Source organism: Neobacillus sp. NPDC093182, assembly GCF_044754045.1.
Map to the genome: position 1 here is coordinate 168,717 of NZ_JBIVOI010000013.1, position 15,810 is coordinate 184,526.

General features: G+C 39.5%; 15 protein-coding genes. 13 read left to right on the top strand and 2 right to left on the bottom strand.

Translation table 11 applies throughout. The features are described 5' to 3' along the window. Positions 1–58 precede the first annotated feature (58 nt). Entirely contained in the window at positions 59–1,297 is a 1,239-nt protein-coding gene (locus ACIQAA_RS22535) for a M16 family metallopeptidase (RefSeq protein WP_402623928.1), read from the top strand. A 64-nt stretch (positions 1,298–1,361) separates the two neighbouring features. Here ACIQAA_RS22535 and ACIQAA_RS22540 read toward each other — a convergent pair whose 3' ends face one another. After that, positions 1,362–1,976, bottom strand: a complete 615-nt coding sequence (locus tag ACIQAA_RS22540) for a hypothetical protein (RefSeq protein ID WP_402623931.1) — start codon at positions 1,974–1,976, stop codon at positions 1,362–1,364. 32 nt (positions 1,977–2,008) lie between these two features. Then, positions 2,009–2,386 (bottom strand): hypothetical protein, encoded by a 378-nt coding sequence (locus tag ACIQAA_RS22545; protein WP_402623933.1) that lies wholly within the window; start codon positions 2,384–2,386, stop codon positions 2,009–2,011. A 197-nt stretch (positions 2,387–2,583) separates the two neighbouring features. On the opposite strand from ACIQAA_RS22545, the gene ACIQAA_RS22550 reads away from it, so the two are divergent. The 12 genes from ACIQAA_RS22550 (at position 2,584) to ACIQAA_RS22605 (ending at position 15,672) form a co-directional block, all read left to right on the top strand. Beyond that, complete coding sequence (locus ACIQAA_RS22550; protein WP_402623936.1) at positions 2,584–2,826, top strand: YlmC/YmxH family sporulation protein; 243 nt, start codon at positions 2,584–2,586, stop codon at positions 2,824–2,826. A gap of 174 nt (positions 2,827–3,000) precedes the next feature. Next, positions 3,001–3,903, top strand: coding sequence for a dipicolinic acid synthetase subunit A (dpaA, locus tag ACIQAA_RS22555; protein ID WP_402623938.1), 903 nt, complete (start codon positions 3,001–3,003; stop codon positions 3,901–3,903). Continuing rightward, positions 3,900–4,499 carry a dipicolinate synthase subunit B gene (dpaB, locus tag ACIQAA_RS22560; protein WP_402623941.1) on the top strand — a complete coding sequence of 200 codons (600 nt, stop codon included), beginning with the start codon at positions 3,900–3,902 and terminating at the stop codon, positions 4,497–4,499. Before dpaA ends, dpaB begins: the two co-directional genes overlap by 4 nt. A gap of 186 nt (positions 4,500–4,685) precedes the next feature. Beyond that, entirely contained in the window at positions 4,686–5,744 is a 1,059-nt protein-coding gene (gene asd / locus ACIQAA_RS22565) for an aspartate-semialdehyde dehydrogenase (protein ID WP_402623943.1), read from the top strand. A gap of 32 nt (positions 5,745–5,776) precedes the next feature. Continuing rightward, positions 5,777–7,021 (top strand): aspartate kinase, encoded by a 1,245-nt coding sequence (gene dapG / locus ACIQAA_RS22570; protein WP_402623946.1) that lies wholly within the window; start codon positions 5,777–5,779, stop codon positions 7,019–7,021. Between the two features lie 84 nt (positions 7,022–7,105). Continuing rightward, positions 7,106–7,972, top strand: a complete 867-nt coding sequence (gene dapA, locus ACIQAA_RS22575; protein ID WP_402623949.1) for a 4-hydroxy-tetrahydrodipicolinate synthase — start codon at positions 7,106–7,108, stop codon at positions 7,970–7,972. Positions 7,973–8,208: 236 nt separating this feature from the next. After that, the gene (locus ACIQAA_RS22580) at positions 8,209–9,876 is read left to right on the top strand and encodes a ribonuclease J (RefSeq protein WP_402623951.1); all 1,668 of its coding nucleotides are present in this window, start codon (positions 8,209–8,211) and stop codon (positions 9,874–9,876) included. Positions 9,877–10,035: 159 nt separating this feature from the next. Beyond that, a complete protein-coding gene (locus ACIQAA_RS22585) occupies positions 10,036–10,788 on the top strand; it encodes a ClpP family protease (protein WP_402623954.1) in 753 nt (250 codons plus the stop codon). Next, positions 10,785–11,024, top strand: coding sequence for a YlzJ-like family protein (locus tag ACIQAA_RS22590; protein WP_402623956.1), 240 nt, complete (start codon positions 10,785–10,787; stop codon positions 11,022–11,024). The genes ACIQAA_RS22585 and ACIQAA_RS22590 overlap by 4 nt, the downstream gene beginning before the upstream one ends. Positions 11,025–11,167: 143 nt before the next feature. Beyond that, positions 11,168–13,513, top strand: a complete 2,346-nt coding sequence (locus ACIQAA_RS22595) for an FtsK/SpoIIIE family DNA translocase (protein ID WP_402623958.1) — start codon at positions 11,168–11,170, stop codon at positions 13,511–13,513. 248 nt (positions 13,514–13,761) lie between these two features. Next, positions 13,762–14,487, top strand: coding sequence for a GntR family transcriptional regulator (locus tag ACIQAA_RS22600; RefSeq protein WP_402623961.1), 726 nt, complete (start codon positions 13,762–13,764; stop codon positions 14,485–14,487). A gap of 111 nt (positions 14,488–14,598) precedes the next feature. After that, positions 14,599–15,672: a BMP family lipoprotein gene (locus tag ACIQAA_RS22605; protein ID WP_402624032.1), complete on the top strand. Its 1,074-nt coding sequence runs from the start codon at positions 14,599–14,601 to the stop codon at positions 15,670–15,672. Positions 15,673–15,810: the final 138 nt, after the last annotated feature.

The window sequence follows — 15,810 nt, forward strand, 5'->3', positions numbered from 1 at the left end:
TCCAGATAATAAAGGAAAATAGCACAGTTTCCGCTTTTCTATCGATAGGAGGATTTTGATGATTAACAAATATTCTTGCAAAAATGGAGTAAGAATTGTATTAGAAAATATTCCAACAGTGAGATCTGTAGCAATTGGAGTATGGATTGGCACTGGCTCAAGAAATGAAAATCCCCAAACAAATGGAATCTCGCACTTTTTAGAGCATATGTTTTTTAAAGGAACTACAACAAGATCTGCGAAAGAAATAGCTGAGTCCTTTGATAGCATTGGAGGGCAGGTAAATGCCTTCACCTCAAAGGAGTACACTTGTTACTACGCAAAAGTTCTAGATACTCATGCCCAATTCGCTTTAGATGTGTTAGCTGATATGTTCTTCAATTCAACCTTTGTTGAAGAAGAATTAAATAAAGAAAGAAATGTCGTTCTTGAAGAAATTAAAATGTATGATGATACTCCAGATGACATTGTCCATGATTTACTTAGCAGGGCTATTTATGGCGACCACCCTCTTGGATACCCTATATTAGGTACAGAAGAAACGCTAAAAACGTTCACGGGTGATACACTTAAAGAATATATTCACAATCATTACACACCAGAAAATGTTGTAATTTCCATAGCTGGAAATGTTTCTGAGAGTTTTATTAAGGAAGTGGAAAAGTATTTTGGGTCATATGAAGGCGGGAAAAGTGCCATCACTGAAAACATTCCTACGTTCCATTCCAATCGATTGTCACGCAAGAAAGAAACAGAACAAGCCCATCTTTGTATTGGTTTCGAAGGTTTAAAGATAGGTCATGAAGATGTTTACAGCTTAATTATTTTAAACAATATTCTAGGCGGCAGTATGAGCAGCAGATTGTTCCAAGAAGTTCGTGAACAGCGAGGGTTAGCATATTCTGTATTCTCTTACCATTCGGCTTACCAGGATAACGGAGTTGTAACCGTCTATGGCGGAACTGGTGCAAAGCAGCTTGATGTATTATTTGAAACCATTCAAGAAACGCTGGATAAATTAAAACAAGATGGTATTACTGAAAAAGAATTAATTAATAGTAAAGAGCAATTAAAAGGAAGTTTAATGTTAAGCTTAGAAAGTACAAATAGCAGGATGAGCCGAAACGGCAAAAATGAGCTATTATTGAAGCGCCATCGTTCACTGGATGAAATTATTGAGCAAATTGACCAAGTAACAAAGCAAAGTGTTGATGGAATGGCGACATCTGTTTTTACAAACAACTACTCCGTTTCCTTGATCAGTCCAGACGGCGAATTACCGAAAGGTTTACGGTAAAAGAAAAAACAGTTCCCACCAGAACTGTTTTTCTTTTTGGCTGTGTTAAAGGAAATTGTTGATTTTACACCCTGTTGCTTGGAGCGGAAGGCACGAAGACTCCTCGAAAATCCAAGGTCCCAAAATTACGGTAACAATCAGACCGGGATAGTGCCGATAACCCAAGGCTCCCCCAATTATCGTAACAATCACCCGACCACGGATAGTGCCGATAACCCAGGGCTCCCCAAATTATCGTAACAATCAGTCGGGGATAGTGCCGATAACCCAAGGCTCCCCCAATTATCGTAACAATCAGTCGGGGATAGTGCCGATAACCCAAGGCTCCCCCAATTATCGTAACAATCAGACCGGGATAGTGCCGATAACCCAGGGCTCCCCAAATTATCGTAACAATCATGCGGGGATAGTGCCGATAAACCAGGGCTCCCCAAATTATCGTAACAATCAGACCGGGATAGTGCCGATAAACCGGGGCTCCCCAAATTATCGTAACAATCATGCGGGGATAGTGCCGATAACCCAGGGCTCCCCAAATTATGGTAACAATCAGTCGGGGATAGTGCCGATAACCCAAGGCTCCCCCAATTATCGTAACAATCAGACCGGGATAGTGCCGATAAACCAGGGCTCCCCCAATTATCGTAACAATCATGCGGGGATAGTGCCGATAACCCAAGGCTCCCCCAATTATCGTAACAATCAGTCGGGCTAGTGCCGATAACCCAAAGCTCCCCCAATTATCGTAACAATCAGGCGGGGATAATGCCGATAACCCAAGGCTCCTCCAATTATCGTAACAATCAGTCGGGGATAGTGCCGATAACCCAAGGCTCCCCAAATTATCGTAACAATCAGACCGGGATAGTGCCGATAACCCAAGGCTTCCCCAATTATCGTAACAATCAGACCGGGATAGTGCCGATAACCCAGGGCTCCCCCAATTATCGTAACAATCCGACTGGGATAGTGCCGATAACCCAAGGCTCCCCCAATTATCGTAACAATCAGTCGGGGATAGTGCCGATAACCCAAGGCTCCCCAAATTATCGTAACAATCAGGCGGGGATAGTGCCTCGTGACAGGCAAAGACAGCCTGTCACTGCGGTGATTATTGAACGAAGATTTCCTTAGTGGAGCGGAAAGCGACAGTCAAATTTAACACAGCCTTCTTTTTAGTGTCTAGCTCCAGCCCCTGTACAAGCCACTTCCGTTTTTCTTATTCTAAATTTGGACTTCCATCGATAAACATATAGTAAAGAGTGTTTAGAAAGGAGTTCATTGATATGAGGTTAAGTGAATTAAGCGGAAAGGAAATTGTGGATGTCAAAAAGGCAGAGCGTTTGGGAGTTCTTGGCCAAACAGACCTTGAAATCAATGAAAACACTGGACAAATCCAAGCATTGTTGATTCCATCATCATTAAAATGGTTTGGATTTAGAAAACAAGGCGGAGAAATTAGAGTCCCATGGAAGCATATAAAAAAGATAGGCTCCGATATGATCATTATTGATGTTCAAGAAGAATAGCAGAAAATATGAGAAACGGCCTCAAAGCCCAAGCAAAGTAAATTTTGCTTGGGCTTTTTTATTTATCTGTTAATGGAGAACTCACAGATTCATTCACTCTTACATAAGATGTTGAAGTGATAAGAGTAAAAAGACTTCCTGCTTGGATTTTTTGAAAAGAAGGTGAATGATTTCATGCTGACAGGGATGCAGATAGCCGTGATCGGTGGAGATGCAAGACAGCTGGAAATTATCCGGAAGTTAACCGAGTTAGATGCCAGATTATCATTAATTGGTTTCGAGCAGCTTGACCATGCGTTCACAGGCGCTGTGAAGGAAAAGTTGGATGAAGTCGATTTTTCAAATATGGATGCCTTAATCTTACCGGTACCCGGTACAAATTTAGAAGGCCACGTCGAAACGATCTTTTCGAATGAAAAGGTAATTTTGACAGCCGAAATGCTTATGAAAACACCTGATCATTGTACCATTTACTCCGGAATTAGTAATGCTTATTTAAACGGGATAACCAAAGAAGCAAAGCGTCAACTTGTGCAGCTTTTTGAGAGGGATGATGTGGCTATATACAATTCTATTCCGACAGTAGAAGGAACCATTATGATGGCCATCCAGCATACCGATTTCACGATTCATGGTTCAAATATTACGGTGTTAGGTCTAGGAAGAGTCGGGATGAGTGTAGCTAGAACCTTCCAAGCCCTAGGAGCTAAAGTGAAGGTAGGAGCAAGGAAAAGTGAACACCTAGCCAGAATTACGGAGATGGCTTTAACGCCTTTTCATTTAAATGAATTAGAAAAAGAGGTTAAAGATACAGATATTTTAATCAATACAATACCGTTACTAATTGTAAGTGCTTCTGTTATTTCCAAAATGCCTGCTCATACTCTGATTATTGATCTAGCCTCAAAACCTGGTGGAACTGATTTTAGATATGCAGAAAAAAGAGGTATAAAAGCACTTCTTGCACCAGGATTACCTGGAATTGTCGCGCCAAAAACAGCTGGTCAAATACTAGCGAATGTTCTGGCCCAATTGCTTCAAGATGATTTAAGCGAGCGAAAGGGGAAAATAAAATGAGTTTAAAAGGGAAAAAAATAGGCTTTGGGTTAACGGGATCTCATTGTACGTATGACGCTGTATTCCCAGAAATTGAAAAATTAGTTCAAGCTGGTGCAGAAGTTTTGCCGGTGGTTACATTTACAGTGAAAAATACAGAAACTCGTTTTGGAAAAGGGGAGGACTGGATTCAAAGGATTGAGGATTTAACAGGAAACAGAGTGATAGACTCAATCGTTAAAGCAGAGCCATTAGGTCCGAAAATTCCTTTAGATTGTATGGTTATTGCCCCGCTGACAGGTGTATCAATGAGCAAATTCGCAAATGCAATGAATGACAGCCCAGTTTTAATGGCTGCAAAAGCGACATTGAGAAATTTAAAACCAGTGGTCCTCGGGATTTCAACGAATGATGCTCTGGGTTTAAATGGAGTAAACCTAATGAGATTGATGGCAACAAAAAATATTTATTTTATCCCATACGGGCAAGACGATCCTATCAAGAAACCAAACTCTATGGTAGCAAGGATGCCTATGTTAATGCAAACAGTGGAAGCAGCCATTGAAGGCCGGCAAATACAACCTGTGTTAGTGGAAAGATATAAGGATACAGACTAATTCTTACTCCTTTCATCAAATATGGTTATTTCTTTGAAGGAATATGTTAATATAATTATAAATCAATCATCAGTGAGACCATTTATCTCACTGATGAGAATTTATATTAACCTTTTCTGATTCATTTTCCGTGAAACAGAATGGACCAATAAATAGTAGATGAAAGATTGAAAGGGGTACTAGAAAATGAATCAAAGTAATGGTTATCATGTTGCTGTAGTAGGTGCAACAGGAGCGGTGGGTCAGCAAATGATCCAAACGTTAGTGAAAGAAAAATTCCCAATTAGACAACTAACTCTATTATCTTCCGCACGTTCTGCAGGTAAGAAAGTGACGGTTGATGGTGTTGAGCATACGGTTCAGGAAGCTAAACCAGAAAGCTTTGCCGGTGTGGATATCGCTTTGTTCTCAGCTGGAGGCAATATATCAAAAGAGCTTGCTCCTGAAGCAGTAAAACACGGAGCTATTGTAGTAGATAATACAAGTGCTTTCCGAATGGACCAAGATATTCCGTTAGTTGTACCTGAGGTAAACGAACATGATTTGCACCAGAATAATGGGATAATTGCTAACCCAAATTGTTCTACTATCCAAATGGTAGTAGCGTTAGAACCTATTAGGCAAAAATTTGGACTTAAAAAGGTTATTGTTTCAACCTATCAGGCAGTTTCAGGTGCAGGAGCAGTTGCAATTGAAGAATTACAGAATCAAACAAAAGCTATTATAAATGGTGAAACAGTAGAACCGAAGATTTTACCTGTAAAAGGTGACAAGAACCACTATCAAATCGCCTTTAATGCTATTCCACAAATCGATAAGTTCCAAGAAAATGGCTATACCTATGAAGAAATGAAAATGATCAATGAAACAAAGAAAATTATGCACCTGCCGGATCTGCATGTTGCTGCGACTTGCGTTCGTTTACCTGTGGCAGTAGGACACTCGGAATCTGTTTATTTTGAAATCGAGGCAGATGGCGTAAGTGCAAATGAAATAAAAGAGTTATTAAAAACAGCTCCAGGCGTGGTGTTACAAGATGACCCAGAGAATCAAGTATATCCAATGCCTGCAAATTGTGTAGGAAGTAATGATGTTTTTGTAGGTCGAATCCGTAATGACCTAAACGAAGGTCGTGGTTTCCATATGTGGGTTGTTTCTGACAATTTACTCAAAGGTGCTGCCTGGAATTCAGTTCAAATCGCTGAGAGCTTAATAAAGCTGGGTTTAATCAAAGAAAAAAAATAAAGTTTTGATTTAAAGGCAGGTTTAAAGGTTATATGAAAATCATAGTACAAAAATTTGGCGGAACTTCTGTCAAGGATGAAGAAAGCAGGCAACATGCGAAGAGACATATCAATAATGCATTAGCCGATGGATATAAAGTAGTAGTTGTAGTATCTGCAATGGGAAGAAAGGGTGATCCCTATGCAACGGATACACTTCTCTCTTTAATTGGAAGTAATGAAAGTAAGGTTAGTAAACGTGAGCAGGATCTTCTTGTCTCCTGTGGTGAAATTATTTCAAGCATCGTCTTTGCCAATATGCTCCAAGAAAATGGCATAAATGCGATTGCTTTGACTGGAGCTCAAGCAGGCTTTCGAACCAACAGCGATCATTCACAGGCAAAGATTGTAGAAATGAAATGTGACAGATTGCTGCGAGATTTAGAACACCATGATGTTGTAGTGGTTGCTGGTTTTCAAGGTGCAGCAAAGAACGGTGACATTACAACAATTGGACGAGGCGGCAGTGATACTTCGGCTGCAGCATTAGGAGCGGCTCTCAATGCAGAATGGATTGATATTTTTACGGACGTAGAAGGCATCATGACAGCAGACCCACGAATTGCTGATAATGCTAGACGCCTTTCTGTTGTTACCTATACAGAGCTATGTAACATGGCCTATCAGGGTGCGAAGGTTATCCACCCAAGAGCCGTTGAAATAGCCATGCAGGCAAAAGTTCCAATTCGAATCCGCTCCACTTATTCCGATGATTTAGGCACATTAGTAACATCTATCTCAAAAGAGTCTCGAGGCAGTGATATTAAAGAAAGAACTGTTACGGGAATAGCACATGTTTCAAATGTGACTCAAATCAAGGTATTTGCTAAAAAAGACCAATACTACTTACAAGCCGAAGTTTTTAAAGCGATGGCCAATGAACAAATTAGTGTAGACTTCATAAACATTTCACCTAATGGTGTTGTCTATACGGTTACGGATGAAATGACGGACAGAGCCATTAGGGTCTTAAAGGAAATAGGACATGAACCTGTTGTAGAACGCCATTGTGCAAAGGTTTCTGTTGTTGGAGCCGGTATTGCCGGTGTTCCGGGTGTTACTTCTAAAATCGTTACAGCTCTATCTGAGAATGGAATCCGCATCTTACAATCTGCTGATAGCCACACTACGATTTGGGTACTTGTAAAACAAGACGATTTGGCTAAATCAGTTAATGCATTACATGACGCCTTTCATCTAGAAGAAGAAACCATGGATATAAAGCTTACGGATATCTAATCTATTTAGACGGCATAATGTCGTCTAGATTTCCTAATATGCCATTGTCACAACGGGATTTTCGTAATTGAAAGGAGTAGTAATATGGTTCATTTTGGTCGAGTTTCGACAGCCATGGTCACACCTTTTGATAAAAAAGGTCATATCGATTTTTCTAAGACCACTCAACTAGTAAATTATCTAATTGATAATGGAACAGATTCTCTTGTGGTTGCAGGAACAACGGGTGAATCTCCCACCTTGTCGAAGGAAGAAAAGCTGGCATTATTTGATCATGTTGTAAAGGCGGCTGCAAAAAGAATACCTGTAATTGCTGGCACAGGCAGTAATAATACCTACGCTTCAGTGGAACTGACGAAAAGAGCAGAACAACTTGGCGTCGATGGTATCATGTTAGTAGCACCTTATTATAATAAACCGAATCAAGAAGGTTTGTATCAGCACTTTAAAACGATTGCAGAAGCCACTGCTTTACCGGTAATGGTATACAATATCCCATCAAGGGCATCTGTAAATATTCATCCTGAAACGATTATAAGGCTGTCAAAAATACCGAATATTGTAGCTGTTAAGGAAGCAAGCGGCGATTTAAATGCGATGACAAAAATTATTGCAAATACGGATCGTGACTTCGATTTGTATAGCGGTGATGACGCTATAGCAATACCTGTTCTTTCCATTGGAGGGGCAGGGATAGTTTCTGTAGCCTCACATGTGATTGGGAAAGAAATGCAACAGATGGTAAAGTCTTTTTTAGATGGGGATCATGAACAAGCAGCAAAACTACACCAAAAGCTTCTGCCAATTATGCAGGGACTTTTTGCTGCTCCTAGTCCTGCACCTGTAAAGACGGCACTTCAAATAAAAGGGCTTGATGTTGGTTCAGTAAGGCTTCCACTGGTGCCATTAACGGAACAAGAGCGGGCTGCTTTAAGTAAATTATTATTATAATGATATAAATGCCAATCGAATTTTATTCGATTGGCATTTGTTTTTTATCACTGGTAAATAGGCATAACGTTCACTTGAAAATCCCTAGATGGTAAAAACAACTAAATTTGGTTGTAAAGGTTTTCAACTATCAAGTATAATAATTATAACTGATTTCGATCGGGCAATTTTGAAATGTCGAAGACCTCTAGTGAAAAGTGCTTGAGCTAGACAATCAACATAGGAGGAAACGGAAATTGATAAATAGAAAAAATAGTTCCATTAAGATTATTACGCTTGGTGGTATTGGAGAAATCGGGAAAAACATGTATCTTGTAGAAGTGGACAAGGACATCTTTATCATTGACGCTGGGCTAATGTTCCCCGAGGATGAAATGCTCGGCATTGATATCGTAATTCCAGACATCGCTTATTTAGCAGAAAACAAAGAAAGGGTTAAGGCTGTATTCTTAACACACGGTCATGAAGATCATATCGGTGCTCTTTCCTATCTTCTCCGCCAAATGGACGTACCTGTATATGGAACTAAACTTACCTTAGCTCTTGCAAATGCTAAGTTAAAAGAACAGGAATATAGCGGGAAGACTAATTTTATTGAAATAACATCCGATTCTATTATTAATATGGATTCCGTGGAAGTAAGTTTCTTCCGGACCAATCACAGTATTCCTGATTCAGTTGGTGTTTGTGTCCAAACATCAGAGGGCAGTATCGTTTATACAGGTGATTTCAAATTTGATCAGGCAGCAACAAAGCTCTATAAACCTGATATTGGGAAAATGGCTGCTATTGGAGAAAAGGGTGTATTGTGTTTACTGTCAGACAGTACGAATGCAGAGAAACCAGGATACACTACATCGGAGGCAATCGTTGAACGAGAATTATCTACAGCGTTTTATAATACTCGAGGCAGAATTATTGCTGCTTGCTTTGCGTCCGATATAAACAGAATTCAGCATATCTTTGATGCTGCAAGAGATAATGGCCGTAAAGTAGCGGTTGTTGGAAAAAGCCTTGAAAGAATTTATCATATCGCACTAGATTTGGGCTACTTAGAAGTAGAAGAAGATCTGATTGTCCCTGTAAATGAAATAAACAACTACGAAGATAGGGAAATAGTTGTTTTGATGACAGGCAGTCAAGGTGAACCGATTGAAGCACTTCAAAAAATGGCAAAGCAAGCTGCTAAACATGTAAATATCCAGCCAGGAGATACAGTATTAATTGCAGCTTCCCCGCTTAGAGGCAGTGAATTATTAATATCCAGAACAGTGGACATGCTCTTTAGAGCTGGAGCGAATGTTATCTCAGGTAAAAGAACCATTCATGTATCCAGTCACGGCAGTCAAGAAGAACTAAAATTTATGATTAATCTAATGAAACCACAGTTTTTTATCCCAGTGCATGGGGAATATCGCATGTTAAAGGCGCATAGGAAACTGGCATTAGATTGTGGAATAACGGATGAAAATATTATTATTCCTGACCGCGGGGATATCGTTGAATTTAAGGATGGTAAGTTAAACATAGGCGGTAAGGTACCATCAGGGAATGTTCTAATTGACGGTATTGGTGTTGGAGATGTTGGAAATATCGTATTACGAGATCGAAGACTACTATCTCAAGATGGTATATTAATTGTAGTCGTAACATTAACACGCCAGGATAAGAAAATAGCTGCTGGACCTGAAATTATCTCGCGTGGTTTTGTCTATGTTCGCGAATCCGAAAAGTTAATGGATGAATCAACAAAATTAGTACGAGACATCGTCCAAAAGAACATTTCAAAGGAATCTTTTGAATGGTCAAGTCTAAAGCAGGACATAAGAGATGGATTAAACCGATACTTATTTGAAAAAACAAAAAGAAGACCGATGATACTTCCTATTATTATGGAAGTATAAATAGAAGGGAGGCATTGGATAATCCAATGTCTTTCTTTATTGGCATACTGCTGCTTGGAGCGGAAATCAACAGACCATTTTAAATGATTCCTCCTATCTAAGAATGAAATTGTTTCATAGGTTAATACTAACGTTATCATGCGTGAAGGGAGACTTATGATGAATAAGGATTTACAAAAAAGTGAAGCGGGCAATCAAGAAGGGCAAGAACCTCAAAAAGAGGATAAGCCTTCTTCTTTAATGGAAAAAATTCAACAGCTTGGGCAAACGAATGTCCCACAGCTATCGACCGATTCAAGCATTCATTGTTTAACGATTATCGGACAAATTGAGGGTCATTTAGCACTGCCTCCACAAAATAAAACTACAAAGTATGAACATTTGATTCCTCAATTAGTAGCGATTGAGCAAAATCCAAAAATAGAAGGAGTACTTATTATATTAAATACTGTAGGAGGAGATGTAGAGGCCGGACTTGCCATCTCTGAAATGCTGGCTACACTCTCGAAACCAACTGTTTCGATTGTCTTAGGAGGAGGCCATTCCATTGGAGTGCCGATAGCAGTCTCATGTGATCACAGTTTTATTGCTGAAACCGCAACGATGACCATCCATCCTATCCGATTAACAGGTCTCGTAATTGGAGTTCCCGCAACCTTTGAATATTTAGATAAGATGCAGGATAGAGTGGTTAACTTTGTAACAAAGCACTCGAATATCACCGAAGAGAAATTTAAAGACTTAATGTTTGCTAAAGGTAATCTTACTCGCGACATAGGTACCAATGTAGTTGGTCCAGATGCAGTGGAATATGGATTAATTGATGAAGTTGGCGGACTAGGTCAAGCGATGAAAAAGCTAAACGAATTAATAGATCAAAGGAAAGCGTCTACTGAGGGGCTGATTCAATGATTCTTTATACCACGATGCCACAGGAATTTATTTTTCCGCCTGAAGCAGAATCTTTTACTAAACAACAAACTGTAACCTATCAAGGTGTATCGCTAATTGTCGAACAAACGGATTCACAAAATGTGCAGGTCGTTCGCATATTAAGCAGTGATCCGCAGCATTATCTTGACGAGCGTATATGTCCTGGTGCTAAAATTTCTTGTGCCAGCATTGAAGGATTGTCCGCAAACTATTAGGATAATATGGTATAATTGTGGTAAGAAGCTTAAGCAGCCATTCAGGCTGCTTTCTTCATTTGCGGTTATTGTATTTATACATATGTTTGATAATGCGATAGGATGATAATGATAGTATTACACTTATATAGACAGGTGATTAGATGGCTAAGAAAAAAAGAAGATCAAAAAAGAGAGATAATCATTTAAAACAAACCGTTCAATTTGAACTTTCCGCGCTTGTCTTATTAGCACTTGCGATTATATCGATAGCAAAATTGGGAGCTGTTGGTGAGGCTGCAGTACTATTTTTCCGATTTTGGATGGGTGAATGGTATATGCTCAGCCTGATTGGCCTCGTTGTCCTCAGTGTATATCTCATGTGGAAACGGACTATTCCGTTTATCTTTCATATTAAATTAGTTGGCATATATTTAATTGTTTCCTCCATACTCCTTTTAAGCCATGTCACACTTTTTCATCTGCTTACAAACGATGGGAACTTTAAAAACCCAAGTGTGATTAGTAACACATGGGAGATTTTCATGATGGAAGTCAAAGGAGAAACGAGCACAATTGACCTTGGCGGGGGAATGATTGGTGCAGTTCTTTTTGCTATGTTTCATTATCTTTTTGCTGAAACGGGTACTAAAATTATTGCATTTATCTTTATTCTAATTGGATTTATTTTACTTACAGGTAAATCGTTCGGTGAATTTGTTGCAAAAATAGGTATTACTCTGATTGAATTTTCAAAGGGGCAATGGAGTGCCTTTCAATTGGATATGGAAGAATGGAAGCAGAAAAAACAAGAAAGACGGGAAGAAAAACGGATACAACAGCAGCGTGAACGGGAAAACCGTGCTGCTTCCGCGCGGCCTGAAATCATGACTCCGCTCCAAAATACACAAGAAGAAGTGGTCACACCTGAACCCCTAATCTCTAGTTTTGCAGAACGTGCTTATCCAGACGAGGAACCAACAAAATCTAAGCGCCAAAAAGAGGATTCTAAAAATAAGGGAAATGACCAGAAAATAGACGAAGAAGATTCCACTCCGCCGATTACCTTCACGGAAGTGGAGAATGCAGCCTATGAATTACCTCCTTTGAGACTCCTAAAGCTTCCGAAGAAGACAGACCAAAGCGGGGAATACGAATTAATCCATGCAAATGCAGCTAAACTGGAACGGACTTTTCAGAGTTTTGGGGTAAAAGCGCGAGTAACCCAAGTTCATCTAGGACCGGCCGTTACGAAATATGAAGTGCACCCTGATGTAGGGGTTAAGGTTAGTAAAATTGTTAGTTTAAGTGATGACCTAGCATTAGCACTTGCTGCTAAAGATATTCGAATAGAAGCTCCTATTCCTGGGAAATCTGCAATTGGCATCGAAGTACCAAATTCAGAGGTTGCCATGGTGTCCCTAAGGGAGGTTTTAGAAGCAACCCAAAATAATAAACCGGAGTCAAAGCTTCTGATTGGTCTTGGCAGAGATATTACTGGGGAAGCAGTACTTGCTGAATTAAATAAAATGCCCCATCTGCTGGTAGCCGGTTCAACCGGAAGCGGGAAGAGTGTTTGTATTAATGGTATTATCACCAGCATATTAATGAGGGCTAAGCCTCACGAAGTCAAGTTAATGATGATTGATCCGAAGATGGTTGAGTTAAATGTCTATAATGGTGTTCCTCACTTATTAGCGCCTGTTGTTACAGATGCCAAAAAAGCATCTCAAGCGTTAAAAAAGGTAGTAAGTGAGATGGAGAGACGATATGAACTGTTCTCTCATACAGGAACTCGTAATATTGAAGGTTATAATGACCATGTTAAAAGGCATAACATCGAGGAAAATGACAAGCAGCCGCTGTTGCCATATATCGTTGTCATTGTGGACGAGCTAGCTGACTTAATGATGGTAGCCTCTTCAGATGTTGAGGACTCTATTACTAGATTGGCACAAATGGCTCGTGCTGCGGGTATTCACTTAATAATAGCAACCCAGCGTCCATCTGTTGATGTTATAACAGGAGTTATTAAAGCGAATATCCCTTCAAGAATTGCTTTTGCTGTCTCCAGTGCTACGGATTCGAGAACGATTTTGGATATGGGTGGTGCAGAAAAACTGCTAGGTAGAGGGGATATGTTATTTCTGCCTGTAGGAGCTTCAAAACCTGTTCGTGTACAAGGAGCATTTTTATCGGACAATGAAGTGGAAGAAACCGTTAATTTTGTCATTGGACAGCAAAAAGCACAATATCAAGAAGAGATGATACCAGATGATACACCAGAGGCAGTTGGAGAAGTAGACGATGATTTATATGCCGAAGCAGTTGATTTAGTAATAGAAATGCAAACTGCCTCAGTTTCAATGCTGCAACGTCGTTTTCGAATTGGATACACAAGAGCTGCGCGTTTAATTGACGAAATGGAAGCTCGTGGTATTGTAGGAGCATATGAAGGCAGTAAACCAAGAACCGTTTTACAATCGAAACCAAACGAAGAAGTGAACTAACAAAAAAAGAGCCATTCGGCTCTTTTTTTACATATTATCCCTATCGATTGTAGACAACTATAAATTATAGCAGATTTAAGAGTAAAAAGTCCTATTCATTATGACAATTTTCGACATTATCGCTTTTTTCGACAAAAATTACAAATTCTATTTCCATATGCCTAAAAAAATGGTATATTATTTTCGATTAGTAGGAATGATTATACATCAGATGTCTGATGTCTTAGGAAGGAGTTGGAGGTACCTGCATGTCTATTAAGCTAGATAACCGACATTTATACCTGCAAGTTATCGATCGGTTAAAACAAGATATCGAACTTGGAGTTTACAAGGAAAAAGAAAAATTACCTTCTGAATTCGATCTTGCCAAACAACTGGGTGTAAGTAGAGCTACACTTCGTGAAGCACTGCGGATACTTGAAGAGGAGAATGTTATCATTCGCCGTCATGGTGTCGGAACGTTCGTTAACGCAAAACCACTGTTTACCTCAGGGATTGAACAACTTAATAGTGTTACGGACATGATCTTTCAAGCTGGGATGAAGCCAGGCACCATTTTCTTAAGTTCATCAACTATTGGAGCCACTGAAGAGGATATTCGTCGCTTCTCATGTTCTACAAATGAGGAAATTGTTGTCATGGAGAGGGTTAGAACTGCAAACGGGGAACCTGTTGTCTATTGTATAGACAAAGTACCTGAAAAAATCTTACCTGAGACATTTTCACATGGAGAGGAATCAATTTTTTCCATTTTGGAAGAGGAGGCAAACCGAAAAATTACATACGCGGTTGCCCAAATTGAACCAATCGGTTATCATGAGAAAATTTCCCCCATTTTGGAATGTGAACCAGAAACGGCTTTACTTGTTTTAAAGCAAATGCATTTTGATGAAATGGATGAACCAGTCCTTTTCTCGGTAAACTACTTTAAAGCAGACAAATTTAGTTTTCAAGTTTTGCGAAAAAGGTTTTAATTTTTTGTGGATTATGAAAACGCAATCAAACTGCTTTCTGAAAGTTCCTACTAAATCAAACAAAAATATAGGGGGTCAATTGCCTTGAAGAAACGTAAATTTGGCTTAGCTATGTCACTGATTTTAGCTGCAGGCACAATGTTAGCAGCATGTGGCGGCGGAGATGACAAGGGTACTGGTAAGGATAATGGTAAAGACGCTGTAAAAATCGGGATGGTTACCGATGCTGGTACAATTGATGACAAATCATTTAACCAAGGTACTTGGGAAGGAATTAAAAAAGCTGAAGAAGAACTTGGAATTCAGTCAAAATATCTTAAACCAGCTGGTACAACAGAGGCGGAATACCTAAAGGAAATGGGTAATTTGTATGATGCGGGTTATAAATTAATTGTAACACCTGGTTTCAAATTCGAAACTGCCATATTCAAAGCCCAAGATAAATATAAAGACGCTAAATTCGTCATTCTTGATGGTAACCCACATTCTGGTGACTTTAAACCAGTTGTTAAAGACAACACTGTTGCCGTTTTCTTTGCTGAGCATGAGTCTGGCTTCCTAGCTGGTGTTGCTGCTGCACTTGAATTAAAAGAAGGTGAAGCTGGTTTCATCGGCGGTATGGAAATTCCTGCTGTTCAAAAGTTTAACTGGGGCTTCCAGCAAGGTGTTAAATATGCAAACGATAACCTGGGTACAAACTTAACAATCAAAGCTGAAAACGTAGTTTACCAAGGTTCATTTGATAACGTAGCTGCAGGTGGACAAATTGCTGCACAAATGTATGATCGTGGCGTAGATGTAATCTTTACTGCTGCTGGCGGTGTTGGTGTGGGTGCAATTAACGAAGCAAAAACACGTGGAAAAGCAGGCGAAAAAGTTTGGATCGTTGGTGTCGACTCTGACCAATACGAAGATGGTAAGTACGATGGAGATAAATCAATTATCTTGACTTCTGCTATGAAGAAATTAGACAATGTTACATTTGATATCATTAAGCGCGAGTTAGATGGTGATTTCCCTGGTGGTGAGACATTAGTATTCGACGCTAAAAACGATGGTGTTGGCTTACCGGCAGAAAATCCAAACTTAAGCGATGATACAGTAACAAAAGCCAAAGAAGTATTTGAACAAATTAAGTCTGGCGAAATCAAAGTTGCTTCTGAACAAGGAAGCTTATTCAAGTAAAAAGATCATAAAGAGACGGTTTTTTCCGTCTCTTTTATGTCCTTTATGTATGATTGATCTGTCAAGTATGCATATTACTAGAGTAATCATATATAACTGTTTCAATATCCTTCAGTTTTCGATGTTGTAATAGGGGAC

Excerpts from the sequence above, each read along its gene's own strand:
- ACIQAA_RS22535 (WP_402623928.1), top strand. The coding sequence starts at position 59 with ATGATTAACAAATATTCTTGCAAAAATGGAGTAAGAATTGTATTAGAA.
- ACIQAA_RS22550 (WP_402623936.1), top strand. The coding sequence starts at position 2,584 with ATGAGGTTAAGTGAATTAAGCGGAAAGGAAATTGTGGATGTCAAAAAG.
- dpaA (WP_402623938.1), top strand. The coding sequence starts at position 3,001 with ATGCTGACAGGGATGCAGATAGCCGTGATCGGTGGAGATGCAAGACAG.
- dpaB (WP_402623941.1), top strand. The coding sequence starts at position 3,900 with ATGAGTTTAAAAGGGAAAAAAATAGGCTTTGGGTTAACGGGATCTCAT.
- asd (WP_402623943.1), top strand. The coding sequence starts at position 4,686 with ATGAATCAAAGTAATGGTTATCATGTTGCTGTAGTAGGTGCAACAGGA.
- dapG (WP_402623946.1), top strand. The coding sequence starts at position 5,777 with ATGAAAATCATAGTACAAAAATTTGGCGGAACTTCTGTCAAGGATGAA.
- dapA (WP_402623949.1), top strand. The coding sequence starts at position 7,106 with ATGGTTCATTTTGGTCGAGTTTCGACAGCCATGGTCACACCTTTTGAT.
- ACIQAA_RS22585 (WP_402623954.1), top strand. The coding sequence starts at position 10,036 with ATGAATAAGGATTTACAAAAAAGTGAAGCGGGCAATCAAGAAGGGCAA.
- ACIQAA_RS22590 (WP_402623956.1), top strand. The coding sequence starts at position 10,785 with ATGATTCTTTATACCACGATGCCACAGGAATTTATTTTTCCGCCTGAA.
- ACIQAA_RS22595 (WP_402623958.1), top strand. The coding sequence starts at position 11,168 with ATGGCTAAGAAAAAAAGAAGATCAAAAAAGAGAGATAATCATTTAAAA.
- ACIQAA_RS22600 (WP_402623961.1), top strand. The coding sequence starts at position 13,762 with ATGTCTATTAAGCTAGATAACCGACATTTATACCTGCAAGTTATCGAT.
- ACIQAA_RS22605 (WP_402624032.1), top strand. The coding sequence starts at position 14,599 with ATGTCACTGATTTTAGCTGCAGGCACAATGTTAGCAGCATGTGGCGGC.